Source organism: Streptomyces sp. NPDC031554, assembly GCF_055580685.1.
Genome location: NZ_JBVIKX010000001.1, coordinates 349,076 through 368,615, shown reverse-complemented (window position 1 = coordinate 368,615; position 19,540 = coordinate 349,076). Strand labels below are relative to the sequence as shown.

At 73.3% G+C, this 19,540-nt stretch carries 13 protein-coding genes; 6 read left to right on the top strand and 7 right to left on the bottom strand.

Annotated features, from left to right (window positions below; all coding sequences use genetic code 11):
• Window positions 1-14 precede the first annotated feature (14 nt).
• Window positions 15-1,247, bottom strand: a complete 1,233-nt coding sequence (locus ACZ5FU_RS01525) for an acetate kinase (protein ID WP_451525625.1) — start codon at window positions 1,245-1,247, stop codon at window positions 15-17.
• Window positions 1,244-3,334 (bottom strand): phosphate acetyltransferase, encoded by a 2,091-nt coding sequence (pta, locus tag ACZ5FU_RS01520; RefSeq protein WP_469044099.1) that lies wholly within the window; start codon window positions 3,332-3,334, stop codon window positions 1,244-1,246. Before pta ends, ACZ5FU_RS01525 begins: the two co-directional genes overlap by 4 nt.
• Before the next feature lie 211 nt (window positions 3,335-3,545).
• Between pta and ACZ5FU_RS01515 the strand changes: the two genes are divergently transcribed.
• On the top strand, window positions 3,546-4,571 hold the full coding sequence (locus ACZ5FU_RS01515; RefSeq protein WP_451525627.1) for an ATP-dependent 6-phosphofructokinase: 1,026 nt from the start codon (window positions 3,546-3,548) through the stop codon (window positions 4,569-4,571).
• A 392-nt stretch (window positions 4,572-4,963) separates the two neighbouring features.
• Here ACZ5FU_RS01515 and ACZ5FU_RS01510 read toward each other — a convergent pair whose 3' ends face one another.
• Complete coding sequence (locus ACZ5FU_RS01510; RefSeq protein ID WP_451525628.1) at window positions 4,964-5,659, bottom strand: response regulator; 696 nt, start codon at window positions 5,657-5,659, stop codon at window positions 4,964-4,966.
• On the bottom strand, window positions 5,656-7,302 hold the full coding sequence (locus ACZ5FU_RS01505) for a sensor histidine kinase (RefSeq protein ID WP_451525629.1): 1,647 nt from the start codon (window positions 7,300-7,302) through the stop codon (window positions 5,656-5,658). Before ACZ5FU_RS01505 ends, ACZ5FU_RS01510 begins: the two co-directional genes overlap by 4 nt.
• Window positions 7,303-7,423: 121 nt before the next feature.
• On the opposite strand from ACZ5FU_RS01505, the gene ACZ5FU_RS01500 reads away from it, so the two are divergent.
• Window positions 7,424-8,857 (top strand): cation:dicarboxylate symporter family transporter, encoded by a 1,434-nt coding sequence (locus tag ACZ5FU_RS01500; RefSeq protein ID WP_451775705.1) that lies wholly within the window; start codon window positions 7,424-7,426, stop codon window positions 8,855-8,857.
• Between the two features lie 437 nt (window positions 8,858-9,294).
• Here ACZ5FU_RS01500 and ACZ5FU_RS01495 read toward each other — a convergent pair whose 3' ends face one another.
• Window positions 9,295-9,927, bottom strand: a complete 633-nt coding sequence (locus tag ACZ5FU_RS01495; protein ID WP_451525630.1) for a TetR/AcrR family transcriptional regulator — start codon at window positions 9,925-9,927, stop codon at window positions 9,295-9,297.
• A 153-nt stretch (window positions 9,928-10,080) separates the two neighbouring features.
• On the opposite strand from ACZ5FU_RS01495, the gene ACZ5FU_RS01490 reads away from it, so the two are divergent.
• From ACZ5FU_RS01490 to ACZ5FU_RS01475, 4 genes are all read left to right on the top strand, one after another.
• Complete coding sequence (locus ACZ5FU_RS01490; RefSeq protein ID WP_469044097.1) at window positions 10,081-11,820, top strand: MFS transporter; 1,740 nt, start codon at window positions 10,081-10,083, stop codon at window positions 11,818-11,820.
• 126 nt (window positions 11,821-11,946) lie between these two features.
• Window positions 11,947-12,375: a MerR family transcriptional regulator gene (locus ACZ5FU_RS01485; RefSeq protein ID WP_451525632.1), complete on the top strand. Its 429-nt coding sequence runs from the start codon at window positions 11,947-11,949 to the stop codon at window positions 12,373-12,375.
• Window positions 12,372-12,704 carry a thioredoxin family protein gene (locus tag ACZ5FU_RS01480; RefSeq protein WP_451525633.1) on the top strand — a complete coding sequence of 111 codons (333 nt, stop codon included), beginning with the start codon at window positions 12,372-12,374 and terminating at the stop codon, window positions 12,702-12,704. The genes ACZ5FU_RS01485 and ACZ5FU_RS01480 overlap by 4 nt, the downstream gene beginning before the upstream one ends.
• A gap of 255 nt (window positions 12,705-12,959) precedes the next feature.
• A complete protein-coding gene (locus ACZ5FU_RS01475) occupies window positions 12,960-15,191 on the top strand; it encodes a HelD family protein (protein ID WP_451525672.1) in 2,232 nt (743 codons plus the stop codon).
• Window positions 15,192-15,251: 60 nt separating this feature from the next.
• Here ACZ5FU_RS01475 and glgB read toward each other — a convergent pair whose 3' ends face one another.
• Both glgB and ACZ5FU_RS01465 read right to left on the bottom strand, forming a co-directional pair.
• The gene (gene glgB / locus ACZ5FU_RS01470; protein WP_469044095.1) at window positions 15,252-18,086 is read right to left on the bottom strand and encodes a 1,4-alpha-glucan branching enzyme; all 2,835 of its coding nucleotides are present in this window, start codon (window positions 18,084-18,086) and stop codon (window positions 15,252-15,254) included.
• 13 nt (window positions 18,087-18,099) lie between these two features.
• Window positions 18,100-19,479, bottom strand: a complete 1,380-nt coding sequence (locus ACZ5FU_RS01465) for a maltokinase N-terminal cap-like domain-containing protein (protein WP_468837866.1) — start codon at window positions 19,477-19,479, stop codon at window positions 18,100-18,102.
• Window positions 19,480-19,540 lie beyond the last annotated feature (61 nt).

The window sequence follows — 19,540 nt, the reverse complement described above, 5'->3', positions numbered from 1 at the left end:
AGTTGCTTTCCTGCTCAGTCACCTTGCGGCGGGGCCGCATATCGATTCCGCTCGACCAGCGCGTAGGTCTGCGTGGCGATCTCCAGTTCCTCGTCCGTGGGCACCACGGCGACCTTCACCCGCGCGTCCGCGGGCGAGATCAGCCGCGGCCGGTCGCTCCGTACGGCGTTCAGCGCGTCGTCCACGGCCAGGCCCAGGGTCTCCAGGCCCGCGACCGCGGCCGCGCGCACCGGCGCCGCGTTCTCGCCGACCCCGGCGGTGAACACCACCGCGTCCACCCGGCCTAGCACGGCGTAATAGGCGCCGATGTACTTCTTGAGACGGTGAATGTAGATGTCGAAGGCGAGCTTCGCCTGTTCGTCGCCCTCGTCGACCCGCCGCCTGATCTCCCGCATGTCGTTGTCGCCGCACAGGCCGATCAGGCCGCTCTTCTTGTTGAGGAGAGTGTCGATTTCGTCGATGGACATTCCGCCAACACGTGCCAAATGGAAGATGACGGCCGGATCGGTGTCTCCGGAACGGGTGCCCATGACGAGGCCCTCGAGCGGGGTGAGGCCCATCGAGGTGTCGACGCACCTGCCGCCGCGCACGGCGGAGGCGGACGCGCCGTTGCCGAGGTGCAGCACGATGACGTTCACCTCCTCCGGCGCCCGGCCCAGCAGCTCCGCGGCGGCGCGGGAGACGTACGCGTGCGAGGTGCCGTGGAAGCCGTAGCGGCGGACGCGGTGCTCGTCCGCGGTCCGCACGTCGATCGCGTAGCGCGCCGCCGACTCCGGCATCGTGGTGTGGAAGGCGGTGTCGAAGACGGCGATCTGCGGCAGGTCCGGGCGCAGCGCCCGCGCCGTGCGGATCCCGGTCAGGTTGGCCGGGTTGTGCAGCGGCGCCACCGGGATCAGCCGCTCGATCTCCGCGAGGACCCTCTCGTCGATCACGGTCGGCTCGGTGAAGTGCTTGCCGCCGTGCACCACCCGGTGCCCGATCGCCGCCAACTCCGGCGAGTCCAGACCCAGTCCGTCCTTGGCCAGTTCCTCGGCGACGGCCTTGAGGGCCGCGTCGTGGTCGGCGACGGGCCCGCCGCGCTCGCGGGAGACGCCCGTCGCGAGCGGCGTGTGCCGCAGCCGCGAGCTCTGCTCGCCGATGCGCTCGACGAGCCCCTGCGCCAGCCGGCTGCGGTCGCTCATGTCGAGCAGCTGGTACTTCACCGAGGAGGACCCGGAGTTCAGGACGAGGACGCGCGTGCCGCTCACTGCTGGGAGACCTTCTGCTCGGAGGACTGGGCCTGGATCGCCGTGATGGCGACGGTGTTCACGATGTCCTGGACGAGGGCGCCGCGGGACAGGTCGTTGACCGGCTTGCGCAGCCCCTGGAGCACCGGGCCGACCGCGATCGCGCCGGCCGACCGCTGCACCGCCTTGTAGGTGTTGTTGCCGGTGTTGAGGTCGGGGAAGATCAGCACGCTGGCCTGGCCCGCCACCTCGGAGCCCGGCAGCTTGGTCGCCGCGACCGTCGGCTCCACGGCCGCGTCGTACTGGATCGGCCCCTCGATCCTCAGGTCGGGACGCCGCCGCCGCACCAGCTCCGTCGCCTCGCGCACCTTGTCGACGTCGGCGCCCGAGCCGGAGGTGCCCGTGGAGTACGACAGCATGGCGATCCGCGGCTCCACGCCGAACTGCGCCGCGGTCGCGGCCGCCTGGACGGCGATGTCGGCGAGCTGCTCGGCGTCCGGGTCGGGGTTCACCGCGCAGTCGCCGTAGACGAGGACCTTGTCGGCGAGGCACATGAAGAACACGGACGAGACGATGCCGGCGTCCGGCTTCGTCTTGATGATCTCGAAGGCGGGCCGGATCGTCGCGGCCGTGGAGTGCACGGAGCCCGACACCATGCCGTCGGCGAGGCCCTCCTGGACCATCAGCGTGCCGAAGTAGTTCACGTCGGAGACGACGTCGTACGCCAGCTCCACCGTGACGCCCTTGTGGGCGCGCAGGCCCGCGTACTTCTCGGCGAAGGAGTCGCGCAGCTCGCTGGTGGCCGGGTCGATCAGCTGGCAGTCGCCGAGGTCGATGCCGAGGTCGGCGGCCTTCTTGCGGATCTGCTCGACCGGGCCGAGCAGGGTCAGGTCGCACACCCCGCGGCGCAGCAGGACCTCGGCCGCGTGCAGCACCCGCTCCTCGGTGCCCTCCGGCAGGACGACCCGGCGGCGGTCGGAGCGGGCCTGCTCCAGCAGCTTGTGCTCGAACATCATCGGCGTGACGCGGTCGCTGCTCGGTGCGGAGACCCGCGTCAGCAGGCCGGCGGTGTCGACGTGCCGCTCGAAGAGGCCGAGCGCGGTCTCCGCCTTGCGCGGGGTGGCCGCGTTGAGCCTGCCCTCCAGGGAGAACAGCTGCTCGGCCGTGGGGAAGCTGTTGCCGGTCACCGACAGCACGGGCGTGCCGGGCGCCAGGCGGGCGGCGAGCGTGAGGACCTCCTGGCTCGGCACCTCGCCCAGGGTGAGCAGCACGCCCGCTATCGGCGGGGTGCCGGCGCTGTGCGCGGCGAGCGAGCCGACGACCAGGTCGGACCGGTCGCCGGGGGTGACGACCAGGCAGCCCGGCGTCAGCGCGTGCAGGAAGTTCGGCAGCATCGCGCCGCCGAAGACGAAGCCGAGGGCGTCGCGGGCCAGGCCCGAGTCGTCGCCCAGCAGCACCTTCGCGCCCAGCGCGGCGCTGACCTGGGCGATCGTCGGCGCCGACAGGGCGGGCTCGTCGGGCAGCACGTAACAGGGCACCGGCAGTCGGGAGACGAGCTTGGCGGCGATCTCCTCGCGGTCCTCGCGGGCGACCCGGTTGGCGATCATGGCGAGGACGTCGCAGCCCAGGCGGTCGTAGGCGCGGTAGGCGTTGCGGGTCTCGGCGCGCACCGACTCCGCGCTCTGCCCGCGGCCGCCGACGACGGGGATCACGGAGGCGCCGAACTCGTTCGCCAGCCGCGCGTTCAGGGACAGCTCGTCCGGGAACTGCGTGTCGGCGTAGTCGGTGCCGAGGACCAGGACGACGTCGTAGTCGCGGGCGACGTGGTGGAAGCGGTCCACGAGCGTGGACACCAGCTCGTCGACGCCCCGTTCGGCCTGCAGGGCGGACGCCTCGTGGTAGTCCATGCCGTACACGGTCCCCGGGTCCTGCGACAGCCGGTAGCGGGCCCGCAGCAGGTCGAACAGGCGGTCCGGCCCGTCGTGGACCAGGGGGCGGAAGACGCCCACCCGGTCGACCTGGCGGGTCAGGAGCTCCATCACCCCCAGTTCGACGACCTGGCGGCCGTCGCCGCGGTCGATCCCGGTCACGTACACGCTGCGCGTCACGCGTGCTCTCCGTTCCTTCTGTGAGGCCGTTCGGCGATCGGGTACCCGGCTTCCGCCGGGCTCGTGAAAATCGCCCACCGGGGTGAGCCAAGCCCTCTTGACAGTACCCCTGCCCGCGGTTAAGGCGCCCGTCAGGAGACAGTCCCCCCGGGGGCATGGAACAATCGGCTCTGGCTCACCGGTACCCACAGCGAGCAGGAGACAGAGCAGGATGCGCATCGGAGTCCTCACCGCAGGCGGCGACTGCCCCGGCCTGAACGCAGTGATCCGATCGGTCGTGCACCGCGCGGTCGACAACTACGGCGACGAGGTCATCGGCTTCATCGACGGATACGCGGGTCTTCTCGACGGCAACCACCGGCCCCTCGACCTGAACGCCGTGAGCGGCATCCTCGCCCGGGGCGGCACGATCCTCGGCTCCTCACGGCTGGAGCGCGACCGTCTGCGCGAGGCCTGCGACAACGCCTCGGACATGATCCACCAGTTCGGCATCGACGCGCTGATCCCGATCGGCGGCGAGGGCACGCTGACGGCCGCCCGCATGCTGTCCGACGCGGGTCTGCCGGTCGTCGGCGTCCCGAAGACCATCGACAACGACATCTCCTCCACGGACCGCACCTTCGGCTTCGACACGGCCGTCGGCGTCGCCACGGAGGCCATGGACCGCCTGAAGACGACGGCGGAGTCCCACCAGCGGGTGATGGTCGTCGAGGTCATGGGCCGGCACGCGGGCTGGATCGCCCTGGAGTCCGGCATGGCGGCCGGTGCCCACGGCATCTGCCTGCCCGAGCGCCCCTTCGACCCGGCCGACCTCGTGAAGATGGTCGAGGAACGGTTCGCGCGCGGCAAGAAGTTCGCCGTGGTCTGCGTGGCCGAGGGCGCCCACCCCGCCGAGGGCACGATGGACTACAGCAAGGGCGCCATCGACCAGTTCGGCCACGAGCGCTTCCAGGGCATCGGCACCGCGCTGGCGTACGAGCTGGAGAAGCGGCTCGGCAAGGAGGCCCGCCCGGTCATCCTCGGCCACGTCCAGCGCGGCGGCGTGCCGACGGCGTACGACCGCGTCCTGGCCACCCGCTTCGGCTGGCACGCGGTGGAGGCCGCGCACCGGGGCGAGTTCGGCATGATGACCGCGCTGCGCGGCACCGACATCAGGATGGTGCCGCTCGCGGACGCGGTGACCGAGCTGAAGACGGTGCCGAAGAACCGCATGGACGAGGCGGAGTCGGTCTTCTAGCCGACCGCCCCACGGGCTCCGGGCCCGTCTGGGCCACCGGTTCACGGGCTTCGGTCCACCCGAGGGCCGGTCCACCGGCTTCGGGTCCGCCGGCTTCGGGTCCGCCGACCGCCGACCGCCGACCGCCGACCGCCGGGCTCCGGGTCCGTTCGGGCCGTCGGCCCGCGGGTCTGCCGGGCCGCGGGTCCCCCGGTCGTCGGGGCGCGCGTCCACCGGGTCGTGCGTTCCGTTCGTCGATCCACGGGCTCCGGGTCCGTCGGCCCCCTGCGCGGCCGGCCGGCCGGTCCGCTCCGGGAGCGGGTGGGCCGGGACGCCGTGGCCGGTGGCGCGGGGCACGTCCGCGCGGCCGTGCCGGGAGGCCGGCGGCTCCGCGTGCGGCGCCCGCGGGCGTCTCACCGGCCGGCCGGCACCCACCGGTACATCAGCTCGGGCCTGCCCACCTGCCCGTACAGCGGCTTGCGTTCCGCCCTTCCCGCCTCCACCAGGTGCTCCAGATAGCGGCGGGCGGTGATGCGGGAGATCCCCACCGCCTCGGCCACCCCCGCGGCGGTCAGTCCCTCCGCCGCCTCCCGCACGGCCCCCGTCACCCGTTCCAGGGTCGGGCCGCTCAGCCCCTTGGGCAGCGCGGCGGGACCCGGCGCGCGCAGGGCGGCCAGGGCGCGGTCGACCTCGTCCTGGCCGCTCGCCTCGCCGGCCGCCCCGCGGAACTCCGCGTACCGCACGAGGCGGTCCCGCAGGGTCGCGAAGGTGAACGGTTTCAGCACGTACTGGACGACGCCCAGCGACACGCCCTCCCGCACCACCGTCAGGTCGCGCGCCGAGGTCACCGCTATCACGTCCGCGTGGTACCCCGCCGCCCGCAGCGAACGGGCGAGCTGGAGCCCGTGCCCGTCCGGCAGGTGCAGGTCGAGCAGGAGCAGGTCCACCGGTGTGCGGTCCAGCATCCGCCGCGCCTCCGCGCCGGTGTGCGCCTTGCCCACCGCCGTGAACCCCGGCACCCGGCCGACGTACAGGACGTGCGCGTCGGCCGCCACGGGGTCGTCCTCGACCACCAGGACCCGGATCGGCCCGCCTCCCGCGCCCGTCATCGCCCGCCTCCCGACGCCGGCACGGCGGCGACCGCCGTGCGCAGGGGGAGCCGTACCGTGAACTGGGCCCCGCCGCCCTCGGCCTCCGCGACCGACAGCGTCCCGCCGTGGCGGTGCACGGCCTGCCGGACGAGGGCCAGACCGAGACCGCGCCCGCCGGGGCCGGACGGCTTCGTGGAGAAGCCCCGCTCGAAGACCTGATCGACGAGGGCCGGCTCCACCCCGGCGCCGGTGTCCGCCACCCGCAGCACCAGTTCGCCGCCGCCCCGCGCGCGGTGCCCGGTGGACGCGGTCACCGTGACCCGCGCCCGCACGCTGCCCTGCGCCGCGTCCACGGCGTTGTCGATGAGGTTGCCGAGGATGGTGACCAGGTCCCGGGCGGGCAGCGACTCGGGGAGCAGCCCGTCGTCGAGCCCGCTGTCGCGCGACACCACCAGTTCCACGCCCCGCTCGTTGGCCTGTGCCGTCTTGCCCAGCAGCAGCGCCGCCAGCACCGGCTCGCTGACCGCCGCCACCACCTGGTCGGTCAGCGCCTGGGCCAGCTCCAGTTCGGCGGTCGCGAAGTCCACGGCCTCCTCGGCGCGGCCCAGTTCGATGAGCGAGACGACGGTGTGCAGGCGGTTCGCCGCCTCGTGGGCCTGCGAGCGCAGGGCCTGGGTGAAGCCGCGCTCCGAGTCCAGCTCGCCCATCAGGGACTGGAGTTCGGTGACGTCGCGGAGGGTGACCACGGTGCCCCGGCGCTCTCCGCCGGACACCGGCGAGGTGTTCACCGCCACCACCCGGTCCGCGGTCAGGTGCACCTCGTCCACGCGCGGTTCGGAGGACAGCAGGGCGCCCGTCAGCGGGGCGGGCAGGCCGAGGTCGGCGACGGAGCGGCCCACCACCTCCCCCGAGACGCCCAGCAGTTCACGGCCGCCGTCGTTGATCAGCGCCACCCGGTACTGGCCGTCCAGCATCAGCAGCCCTTCGCGCACCGCGTGCAGGGCCGCCTGGTGGTAGTCGTGCATCCGGCTCAGCTCGGCCGCGTTCATGCCGTGCGTGTGGCGGCGCAGCCGGGCGTTGACGACGTAGGTGCCGATCGCGCCCAGGGCGAGCGCGGCCGTCGCGACGCCGAACAGCGCCGTCACCTGGTCCTGCACCCGCTTGGTGATCGCCTCGACCTTGATGCCCGCGCTGACCAGGCCGACGACCCGGCCGTCGGCGGCCTCGACGGGGGCGACCGCGCGGACGGACGGGCCGAGGGTGCCGGTGTAGGTCTCGGTGAAGGTCTCGCCCTCCAGGGCCCGCGCGGTGTTGCCCTGGAAGTGCAGCCCGATCTGCCTCTCGTCCGGGTGGGTCCAGCGGATCCCCGCCGGATTCATGATCGTGACGAAGTCGACCTCGGTGTCGTGCATGATCCGCAGCGCGTACGGCTGGAGTTCCGCGGTCGGGTCCGGGGTGGCGATCGCCTCCCGCACCGAGGGGGAGTCGGCGACCGAGCGGGCCACCGCCGCGGCCTGCCGGCTCGCGGCCTCCTCGGCCTGGCTGCGGTCGCTGAGGTAGGTGAACAGCGCGTATCCCGCGACGACCACCGCTATCAGGACGGCCTGCATGGCGAACAGCTGGCCGGCCAGGCTGCGGGGTCTCGGGACGGGGATGCGCATGCCGTCAGTGTGCCTCCCGCCCCGGACGTGAACTAAATGAACGCAAGGGTGACCGCCCTCACAGCGCGGGGGGATAGTCACGGCATCCCCCGAACCCCCGGACGTGAGCCGCACGCCGGTGATGCCGACGAAGACGTCAAGGAGGGCAGCCGTGGCCGCCAGCACCCCCGATACGGCATCCGCCGTACCCGCCGCCAAGCGGGACCGCACGCACTATCTGTACATCGCGGTGATCGTCGCGGTGGCCATCGGTATCGCCGTCGGCCTGATCGCTCCCGACTTCGCGGTCGAGCTGAAGCCGATCGGTACCGGCTTCGTGAACCTGATCAAGATGATGATCTCGCCGATCATCTTCTGCACGATCGTGCTCGGCATCGGATCGGTCCGCAAGGCAGCCAAGGTCGGCGCCGTCGGCGGCATCGCCCTGGCCTACTTCACGGTCATGTCGCTGGTCGCCCTCGCCATCGGCCTCGTCGTCGGCAACGTCCTGGAGCCGGGCACCGGCCTCGCGCTCACCGACGCGGTCAAGGAGACCGGTCAGGCGCAGGTGTCGGCGGAGGCCAAGGACACCACCGAGTTCCTGCTGGGCGTCATCCCGACCACGATCGTCTCCGCCTTCACCGGCGGCGAGGTGCTCCAGACGCTGCTCGTCGCGCTGCTCGCGGGCTTCGCCCTCCAGGCCATGGGCCCGGCCGGACAGCCGGTGCTGCGCGGTGTCGAGCACATCCAGCGGCTGGTCTTCCGCATCCTGGCGATGGTGATGTGGGCCGCCCCGATCGGTGCCTTCGGCGCCATCGCCGCGGTCACCGGCTCGGCCGGCGTCGACGCCCTCAAGAGCCTCGCCGTCCTGATGCTCGGCTTCTACGTCACCTGCTTCCTGTTCGTCTTCATCGTGCTCGGCGCGCTGCTGCGGATCGTCGCGGGGCTGAACATCTTCGCCCTGTGCAAGTACCTGGGCCGCGAGTTCCTGCTGATCCTGTCCACCTCCTCCTCCGAGTCGGCGCTGCCGCGCCTCATCGCGAAGATGGAGCACCTGGGCGTCAGCAAGCCCGTCGTCGGCATCACCGTCCCGACCGGCTACTCCTTCAACCTCGACGGCACCATGATCTACATGACCATGGCCTCCCTCTACATCGCCGACGCCATGGGGACGCCGATGTCGGTCGGCGAGCAGATCCCGCTGCTGCTGTTCCTGCTGATCGCCTCCAAGGGCGCGGCCGGTGTCACCGGCGCCGGTCTGGCGACGCTGGCCGGCGGCCTCCAGTCGCACAAGCCGGCCCTGGTGGACGGCATCGGCCTCATCGTCGGCATCGACCGCTTCATGAGCGAGGCCCGCGCCCTGACGAACTTCGCGGGCAACGCCGTCGCCACGGTCCTGATCGGCACCTGGACCAAGGAGATCGACAAGGAGCGCGTGGACCGGGTGCTCGCGGGCGAGGTGCCCTTCGACGAGAAGACCCTGCTCGACGACGGCCACGCCGCCGCCCAGGACGCCCCGGTGGTGGACGTGCCCGAGCGACGCGAGGAGGGCGAGAAGGAACTCGCCAAGGCCTGACACCCCCTGTGCTCCGGGTGCCCGGCCCCGCCTGAACCCGGGCCGGGCACCCGGTACCCCCCCCGAACGCCGGGCGGCCGACCACTCACCCATGGCTCGGCCGCCCGGTCCTCGCTTTTCCCCGGCAGGCCCCCGGTGCTCCCCGCACCGGGGGCCCGCGACGTTTCCCCTGCGGTGACGCGCAGGCCGGCCGGTCGCGCCGGTCCGCCCGGCGCACCGGTCGGGCGGGCGCACCGGTCGGGCGGGCTCGGAGGCCGGTCGGACGCACCGGCCGGGCGGGCGCACCGGCTGGATGGGCCCGGGGTGTCGGTCGGCGCATCGACCGGACCGACGCGCAGGTCAGCCGGGCTCATCGGGCGCACGCGCCGTCCGGCCGCACGCGCCGGTCCGCCTGGCGCGCCGTTCCGCCGCACGCGCCGGTCCGCCGGGCGCGCCCGTCAGCCGGGCTCGCCGGATCCGCTCACCTTCGTCACCAGGGCGGTGGCCAGGGTGGCGGGCACGCCGGCCGCGGCCAGCGCGGTGACGGCGGCCGAGCGGCCCGCCTCGTGCGTGCTCAGCAGCCCGTCGTTGACGGCCTCCATCAGCGCGAACACGATCTGCTCGTGCACGTACGCCAGCGCCGGCGCCGGCAGCGGTGAGGTGAACGTCCCCTCCTCCAGGCCGCGCCGGAGGAGCCGGATCGCGTCCTGGCGCACCGGGGTGAGCCGCTCCCGGATGCCCTGCACGGTGACCGTGCGCTGGGCCAGCGCGACCAGCAGGCGGTAGCGGTCGGCGATCCGCCACACGGCCAGCACGGAACGGGCCAGTTCCTCCGCCGGGTCCCCGCCGCCCTCGGCCTCCCACTCGTGGGCGGCGGCCAGCACCTCCACCGCCTCGTCGACCAGCGTGCTGATCAGCGCCTCACGGCTGGGGAAGTGCCCGTACACCGTGCGCCGTACGACACCGGCGGCGCGGGCGATGTGGTTCATGGACGCGTCCGGGTCGCGCAACAGCTCGGCGAGGGCCACATCGAGGATGCGGCGTCGGTTTGCCTCCGCGCGACTGCTGTTACCCGTGGTCATGGCGGCCATTGTGCCTGCCTTCGGGCGTGGCGCGTTCCGCTCCCCTGATTTGCACATGACTGTGCAGCGGACCTACATTGCACATCGTTGTGCAATTGCTCCGGCGTCGTGCGACCGAGTCCTGGGCGCCGCCGGACACGTCCCGAGGAAGGCGATCCCCGTATGCGACTCGTCATGACCGAACCGGTGGAACGGACGGCGGGGCCCTACCACCGACGCTGGTGGGCGCTCCTCGTCCTGTGCCTGAGCCTGCTGATCATCGTGATGGCGAACACCGCCCTCACGGTCGCCGCGCCCGCCATGACCGACGACCTGGGCCTGACCAGCGCCGACCTCCAGTGGGTCATCGACGGCTACACGGTGCCGTACGCGGCGCTGATGCTGCTGCTCGGCGCCGTCGGCGACAAGTACAGCCGGCGCGGGGCGCTCCTGCTCGGACTCGTGGTGTTCGCCGCCGGCGCGGTCTCCGGCTACCTCGCCGACAGCGCCGGCACCGTGATCGCGGGCCGCGCCGTGATGGGCGTGGGCGCGGCGCTCATCATGCCCGCGACGCTGTCGCTGCTCGCCGCGACCTTCCCGCGCGCCGAACGCGCCAAGGCGATCACCCTGTGGACGGCGACCGCGGGCCTCGCCATCGCGGCCGGTCCGCTCGTCGCCGGCGCCCTGCTGGAGAACCACGGCTGGTCGTCGACGTTCCTCATCAACGTGCCCGTCGCCGCCGTCGCGTTCGTCGGCGCCCTCGTGCTCGTGCCGCCGTCCAGGGCCGGGCACCACGACCGCGTCGACCACGTCGGCGGACTGCTGTCGGTGGTCTGGATCGGCGCGCTCGTCTACATGATCATCGAGGGGCCGCACTTCGGCTGGGGCCCCAAGGCGATCGGCGCGGCCGCCGTCGCCGCCGCGGCCCTGCTCGCCTTCGTGCTGTGGGAACTGCGCCACCCGCACCCGGTGCTGGACGTGCGCCGCTTCTCCGACCGCCGCTTCGCCGGGTCCAACCTCGCCGTGGCCCTGTTCTTCCTGGCCGTCTTCGGCGCCTTCTACTACCTCACCCAGCACCTCCAGTTCGTCCTCGGCCTCGACGCCCTCGACACCGGTCTGCGCATGCTGCCCCTGGCCGGCGCGGTCTTCGCCGGCTCGGCCCTGACGGCCTGGCTCACCCCGCGGGTCGGCATGAGGTGGACGGTCACCGCGGGCATGGCCGGCGGCACGGCCGCCCTCGCCCTCCTCACCCGGATCGACGCCACGTCGTCGTACGGCGACTTCGTGGCGCCCCTCGTCGTGCTCGGCGCGGCGATCGGACTCGCGCTGTCACCCTGCACGGACGCCATCATGGGGGCGTTCCCCGAGTCCGAGCTGGGCGTGGGCGGCGCGGTGAACGACACCTCGCTGGAACTGGGCGGCTCCCTCGGCATCGCGATCCTCGGCTCGCTGCTGGGCACGTCGTACGCGGACCGCCTCGGGGACGCGGCGTCGGGCAGCGGTCTCCCGGCCGGCGTCCTCGCCACCGCCCAGGACTCGGTCGGCGCCGGGTACGCCGTCGCGCAGGGCGTCGCCGACAGGGCCGGCCGGCTCGCCGCGCAGGCCGCACGGGCCGGCGACCCGCAGCAGGCCGCGCAGCTCAAGGCACAGGCCGCCGAACTCGCCGAGAGCGCCCGGCGGACGGCCGACTCGGTCGGCTCCTCCTTCGCCGACGCGGTGGCCCACACCAGCCTGGTCGGCGCGGCCGTCCTCGGCGTCGGCACCGTCCTGGTGGCGGCACTGCTGCCGGGCAAGGGCAAGGGCGAGCCGCTGCCGACCGCACCGGAGCGGACGGGACAGGCCGAGCAGACCGAGCAGACCGAGCAGACGGAACAGACGGAGAAGGCGAAGGGCGGGGAGCGGGTGTCCGGCCGGGGACGCTGAACCCCGGAAGGGGCGCCGCCGACGTGCCGGAGCGCGTCGGCGGCACCCGCCGTCGGTGGCACCCGCCGTCGGCGACCTCCGCCGCCCCTTGCCTTGACGTCGGGGTCAAGCCGTACGTTCGTGGGCATGCGAATCGGCGAGCTGGCCGCACGGGCCGGGACCACGACGCGGACGCTGCGGTACTACGAGTCGCGGGGGCTGCTGCCCGCGCGGCGCGACGAGCTGGGGCACCGCGCCTACGACGAGCGTGACCTGCGGGCGTTGCGGCAGATCAGGACGTTGCGGGACTTCGGTTTCGAGCTGGAGGAGACCCGGCCCTTCGTGGAGTGCCTGCGGGCCGGGCACCCGGAGGGCGACGCGTGCCCGGCCTCGCTCGCGGTGTACCGGCGCAAGCTGGACGAGCTGGACGCGCTCCTCGGGGAGCTGACGGCGGTCCGCGAGAAGGTCGCCGGACAGCTCGTGCGGGCCGAGCGGGCACGTGACGAGCTGGCCGCCGAGGCGCTGGCTCCGGGGGGTCCGGAGCCCGTGTGCGAACTGGGAGGGCAACAGTCATGACCGAGGTGGCCGGAGTGGACGAGGTGACCGACGCGGACTTCGGGTCGGAGGTGCTCGCGGCGGATCTGCCGGTGCTGGTGGAGTTCACCGCCGACTGGTGCCCGCCGTGCCGCCAGATGGCACCGGTGCTCGGGGCGCTCGCCGCGGAGGAGGGCGAGCGGTTGAAGGTGGTGCAGCTGAACGTGGACCGCAATCCGGAGACGACGAACCACTACAAGGTGCTGTCGATGCCGACCTTCATGGTGTTCCGGGCCGGCGAGCCGGTGAAGGCGATGGTGGGGGCCCGGCCGAAGCGGCGGCTGCTGGAGGAACTCTCGGACGTCATCTGACGCCTGCCCCGCCCGCTTTCCGCGGGCTCCACGGAAAAACCCCCGGGCAATTGCGTCCGGGGGTTTTCGCGGCGTATATTCGATGATTCGCGATTCTGGAAATCAAATCGCGGAGAAGTTCGATGAACGCAGTATATCCGGGCGGGAGCGGAATTGTCAAACACCGGCGCAAGCACTCATGCCAGTATCGACACGGGCAATGACGTGGACATCGATGAGAGCACCGAGGTGAACACCGGATTCACCGACGGTGAAATGCGCGAGGAACAGGAATTCATCGACGGGCTGTACGCGCGCGTGGACGCGCTGCGCGGCGCCACCGAGGCCGCCGTCACCGGCGCCCTCGCCCAGGGCCACACCCCCATGCAGGCCCGCCTGGAGCGGGACGTCCTCGTCGCCGAACGCTCCGGACTGCTCGCCGCGCTGAACGCCGTGGACGGCTCGCTCTGCTTCGGCCGGATCGACCTGTCCTCCGGCGCCGGCCACCACATCGGCCGGATCGGCCTGCGCCGCGACGACCCCGAGCGCACCCCCGTCCTCGTCGACTGGCGGGCCGACGTCGCCCGCCCCTTCTACCTGGCCACCGGCCACACCCCGATGGGCCTGCGCCGCCGCCGGCACATCAGCACCGACGGCCGGCGGGTCACCGCCCTGCACGACGAGTTCCTCGACCTCGGCGACGCCACCCGCACCGGCCACGAGGACCCCGCGGGCGACGCCGTCCTGCTCGCCGCCCTGGACTCCGCCCGCACGGGCCGCATGCACGACATCGTGCAGACCATCCAGGCCGAGCAGGACGAGATCATCCGCGCCCCGCACCGCGGGGTGCTGGTCGTCGAGGGCGGCCCCGGCACCGGCAAGACGGCCGTCGCCCTGCACCGCGCCGCCTACCTCCTCTACGAACACCGCGAACTGCTCGCCAAGCGGGCCGTGCTGATCGTCGGCCCCAACCCCGCCTTCCTCGGCTACATCGGCGAGGTGCTGCCCGCCCTCGGTGAGACCGGCGTGCTGCTGGCGACGGTCGGCGAGCTGTACCCGGGCGTGCGGGCGACGGCCGGCGACACCCCGGAGGCGGCCGTCGTCAAGGGCCGCGCCGACATGGCCGACGTCCTCGCCGCCGTCGTACGCGACCGGCAGGCGCTGCCCGACCCGGTGATCGCGATCGAGCACGACCGGGAGGTTCTCATGCTCGACGAGGGGCTGGTGGGGGTCGCCCGCGACCGCACCCGCGCCACCGGGCTGCCGCACAACGTCGCCCGCGAGCACTTCGAGGGCCACATCCTCAACACCCTCACCGAGCTGTACGCCGAACGCGTCGGCACCGACCCCTACGACGGCTCCAGCCTCCTCGACGCCGGCGACCTCACCCAGATCCGCGACGAGCTGGCCGAGAACCCCGAGGTGTGGTCGGCCGTCGACCGGCTGTGGCCGGTGCTCTCCCCGCGACGGGTGGTCGCCGACTTCCTCGCCGCCCCCGAGGGGTACCTCCCCGACGAGGACGCCGCCGCGGTCCGCCGCCCGGTCACCCGGGCCTGGACGGTCGCGGACGTGCCGCTGCTCGACGAGGCCGCCGAACTCCTCGGCGAGGACGACCGGGCGGTGCGCGAGAGCGCCGAGCGCGAACGGGAACGGCGGATCGCCTACGCGCAGGGCGTCCTCGACGTCTCCTACGCCTCCCGGACGTTCGAGTTCGAGGACAAGGAGGACGACGACCCCGAGGCCGGCGAGGTCCTGTCGGCCCACGACGTCATCGACGCCGAACGCTTCGCCGAACGCCACGAGGAGGACGACCACCGCAGCGCCGCCGAGCGGGCGGCGGCCGACCGGACCTGGGCGTTCGGGCACGTCATCGTCGACGAGGCGCAGGAGCTGTCGCCGATGGCGTGGCGGCTGCTGATGCGGCGCGTCCCGACCCGTTCCATGACCCTGGTCGGCGATCCGGCGCAGACCGCGGAGGCGGCGGGCGTCGGCTCCTGGTCGGACATCCTCGGACCGTACGTCGGGGACCGGTGGGAGCACACCCGGCTGGGCGTCAACTACCGCACCCCCGCGGAGATCATGGACGTGGCGGCGGCCGTCGTCCGCGCGGAGCGGCCGGACTTCGTGCCGCCGAGTTCGGTACGGGCCACCGGCGCCCGGCCCTGGGCGCGGGCCGTCGACGACCTGCCCGGCGCGATCGCCGGGGCGGTGGCCGAGCTGACCCCCGCGCAGGGCCGGCTCGCCGTGATCGCCCCGCGTGACCTGCACCGCCGGCTGGCGGCCCGCCTCGACGGGGTCACCGCGGACGCGGAGCCCGACCTCACCCGCCGGGTCGTCCTGCTGGACCCCCGCCAGTCCAAGGGCCTGGAGTTCGACTCGGTCCTGGTGGTGGAGCCGTCCCGCTACGGCACGAGCGACCTGTACGTCGCCCTGACCCGGGCCACCCAGCGCCTGGGCGTCCTGCACACGGGGACCCTGCCGCCGTCCCTCGCGGAGTCCCTCGGGTAGCCCCGGGCCCGACCGGGGCGGGGAGCCCGGACGGACCCGGGCTCCCCGGGCGGACCACCTCTACGCCGGGCGCAGCCACACCGTCGACAGCGGGGGCAGCGTCAGACGGACGGACGCCGGATGGCCGTGCCACGGCTGGTGTTCCGGCTTCACCGGGTCGGAGTGGAACACGTCGCCGCCGCCGTACCGTCCGGCGTCGGTGTTGAGCACCTCGAACCAGGCGGGTATGTCGTCCGGCACCCCCAGCCGGTAGTCCTCGCGGACGACCGGCGAGAAGTGCGAGACCGCCAGCAGCGGCGTGCCGTCGGCGTCGTACCGCAGGAACGCCAGGACGTTGTCGTCGGCGGCGTCCCCGACCACCCACCGGAAGCCGTCGGCGACGGTGTCGCGCTCCCACAGCGCGGGCGTCGACCGGTACACGGAGTTCAGGTCGCGGACCAGTTCCCGCACGCCCCGGTGGTCGGCCTCCGCCCCGTAGGCGGGGTCGAGCAGCCACCAGTCGGGCCCGCGCTCCTCGGACCACTCGGCGCCCTGCGCGAACTCCTGCCCCATGAAGAGGAGCTGCTTGCCGGGGTGGGCCCACATGAAGGCGAGGTAGGCCCGCAGGCTCGCGCGCTGCTGCCACCAGTCGCCCGGCATCTTCGACACCAGCGACTTCTTGCCGTGCACGACCTCGTCGTGCGAGAGGGGCAGCACGTAGTTCTCGCTGTAGGCGTACACCATGGAGAAAGTCATCTCGCCGTGGTGGTACCTGCGGTGGACGGGCTCGTGGCTCATGTACTGGAGCGAGTCGTGCATCCACCCCATGTTCCACTTCAGGCCGAAGCCGAGGCCGCCGAAGCCGCTCGGCCCCCGGTGGTGCGTCGCGCGCGTCACGCCGTCCCAGGCCGTGGACTCCTCCGCGATGGTCACGACACCGGGGACGCGCCGGTACACGGTGGCGTTCATCTCCTGGAGGAAGGCCACCGCGTCGAGGTTCTCCCGGCCGCCGTGCTCGTTCGGCGTCCACTGCCCGGCATCCCGCGAGTAGTCGAGGTAGAGCATGGAGGCGACGGCGTCGACCCGCAGCCCGTCGATGTGGAACTCCTCGCACCAGTACACGGCGTTGGCCACGAGGAAGTTGCGCACCTCGCGCCGCCCGTAGTCGAACTCCAGCGTCCCCCAGTCGGGGTGCGCGGCCCGCAGCGGGTCCTCGTGCTCGTAGAGGGGCCGCCCGTCGAACTCCGCCAGCGCCCACGCGTCGCGCGGGAAGTGCGCCGGCACCCAGTCCATGACGACGCCGATGCCCGCCCGGTGCAGGGAGTCCACCAGGAAGCGGAAGTCGTCGGGCGTGCCGAGCCGGGCCGTGGGCGCGTAGAACCCGGTGACCTGGTAGCCCCACGAGCCGCCGAAGGGATGCTCGGCGACCGGCATCAGCTCCACGTGCGTGAAGCCCAGCTCCTTGACGTACGCCGGGAGCTGCTCCGCTAGCTGACGGTAGGTCAGCCCCGGCCGCCAGGACGGCAGATGGACCTCGTAGATCGACAAGGGCGCCTCGTGGGCCGGGCGTTCCCCGCGGCCCGCCAGCCACTCCGCGTCGCCCCACTCGTAGTGCGAGGCCTCCACCACCGACGAGGTGGCCGGCGGCGTCTCCGTGCGGCGGGCCATCGGGTCGGCGCGCAGGGTGCGGGAACCGTCGGGCCGGGTGATGTCGAACTTGTACAGCTCGCCCTCACCGATCGCGGGCACGAACAGCTCCCAGATCCCGGAGGAACCCAGCGACCGCATCGGGTGCCCGATGCCGTCCCAGAAGTTGAAGGTGCCCGCGAGCCGCACCGCGCGCGCGTTGGGCGCCCACACGGTGAACCGGGTGCCGCCCACCCCCTCGTGGACCATCGGGTGCGCGCCGAGCACCTTCCACAGTTCCTCGTGCCGGCCCTCCCCGATCAGGTGCAGGTCGAGGTCGCCGAGCGTGGGCAGGAAACGGTACGGGTCCTCGGTCTCCTGGACCGTCCCCTCGTACGCGACGACCAGACGGTAGGCCGGAACCTCGCCCAGGGGGAGCAGGCCGGAGAAGAAGCCGTCGCCGTCGTCGTGCAGCCCGGCCCGCAGGTCGCCGGTGACGACGGTGACCGACAGGGCGTGGGGGCGGAAGGCCCGGAAGACGATCCCGCCGGGCGCCGGGTGCGCGCCGAGCACGGCGTGCGGGTCGTGATGGGTGCCGTGCAGCAGCCGCTCACGGTCGCCGCCGTCCAGCGCGGGGGAGAGGGCGGCCTCCACGGACCCGGCCCGCAGGGGGCCGTCCCGCAGGGGTCCGGCTGCCGCGGGCCCGGCCGGGGGCGGGGCCGAGGGCCGGGGCGCGCGGTCCTTCGAGGGGTCGGACACGGAGGCGGGAGCCTTCTTCGCGGCGCTCTCCCCGGCCGTGCCCTTCGCGGTGCCCCTCACCGGGACGGCCTTCTTCGAAGCGGCCTTCTTGGCGACGGCCTTCTTCGCGACGGCCGCCTCCACCCCGGCCGTCTCCGCCGCGACCGCGGTCTTCTTCGCCACGGCCTTCTTCGTGACCGCCTTCGCCGCGACCGCCTTCTTGGTCACGGCCTTCTTGGCCACAGCTTTCCCGGCCGCGGCCTTCTTGGTGACGGCCTTCTTCGAGACGGCCTTCCGCGCCGGGGTCTCCTCGGCGGTGCCCTTCCCCCCGGCGGCCTCCTGGAGGGCTCCCCCCGGCCCGGAGGCCTTCACGGCGGCCGCCGTCCTCCTGCCCGCCGCCTTCTTTCCCGCCGTCTTCTCGGCCACCGTCTTCTCGGCCACCGTCTTCTCGGCCACCGTTTTCTCGGTCGCGGTCTTCGGGACCGGGGCCTTCTTCGGGTCCTTCGGGTCCCCGGGGTCAGAACCGTGGGGGGACGGGGGGCTGGGAGTCACGGGGAAAGCCTCCTCAGGACGGGTCGGATGCGGCGAGCCGACGTATCGCGGACAGCGGGACGGAGAGCCAGTCGGGACGGTGCCGGGCCTCGTAGACGACCTCGTAGACGGCCTTGTCCGTCTCGTAGGCCCGCAGCAGTACGGGATCGGTGCGGGGGTCGGTGCCGGACGCCTCGGCGTAGCCGGAGCAGTACGCCGCCCGGCACACCTCGGCCCAGCCGGGCGCCGCGGGGACGGCCGAGAGGGCGGCGTAGTCGAAGGAGCGCAGCATGCCCGCCACGTCCCGGACGGCCGGCTGGGGCATCCGGCGCTCGGCGAGCGGGCGGGCCGGCTCGCCCTCGAAGTCGATCAGCGACCACGCGCCGGAGGGCGCCCGCAGGCACTGCCCGAGGTGCAGGTCGCCGTGGACGCGCTGGGCGGTCCAGGTCCGCCCCTCGGCCGCGAGGTCGGCCAGCGCCGAGAAGGCGGTGCGCAGACCGGGGGCGTAGGGGCGCAGGGCGGGCACGGCCTGGGCCGCCGCCTCCAGCCGCTCGGTCATGCCGTCGACCAGCGGTCCGAGCTGGGCGTGGCCGAGGGTGGCGGTGGGCAGCGCCCGGGCCAGCGCGGTGTGCACCTCGGCGGTGGCCCGGCCCAGCGCCCGGGCCTCGGCGCCGAAGTCCTCGCCCTTGGCCAGCTCCCGCAGCGCCAGCTCCCAGCCGTCCGTCGCGCCCCGCACGAACGGCTGGAGGACGCCGAGGACGTACGACTCGCCGGTGCCGTCCTCCAGGTCCGCGTGCAGCCACGCCGTCGGCGCGGGCACCCGGGAGGACCCCTCGCGGGCCAGGGCCAGCGGCAGCTCCAGGTCGGGGTTGACGCCGGGGACGACCCGGCGCAGCAGCTTGAGAATGAACGTATCTCCAAAGACGACCGACGAATTCGACTGCTCGGCGGTCAGCCGGCGCGGCACCAGACCCGCGCGTATCTCCTGCGTGGGGTCCCGCTCGCAGCGCAGGACGCCGATCCGGGCCTCGGTGCGCAGCGCCTCCAGGAGGACCTCGGCGGGCCGGGTGTCGTACAGGGCGTCGTAGACGGTCCGGCCGCCGAGCGGTCCGTCCGGTACGTGCCCGATCAGCGCGGGCGCCAGCCGGGGCGGCAGCGCCTCGCGGGCTCCTATCAGGAGCTGGTAGCAGTCGCCCGGCACCGCGCCCTGGTGCGCGCGGACCAGCAGGTGGTAGAGGCCCAGCCTGGACGTGGCGGGTACCAGTTCGGTGCCCGCCACCAGCGAGAATCCCGTGACCGGACTCCCCTTGCCGGCGAACCAGCGCTGCCGTGGCAGCCACTCGCGCAGCAGGGGGGCCAGTGACGTGAGGAGGCCGGGGCTGGTCGTGCCGGAGAGTGTGACCGTTTCCGCCATGGCGTCACGTCCTTTCCCCGGGGGGTCGGGGTGTTACTGATGCGTGCCCCGGGCGGGGCGG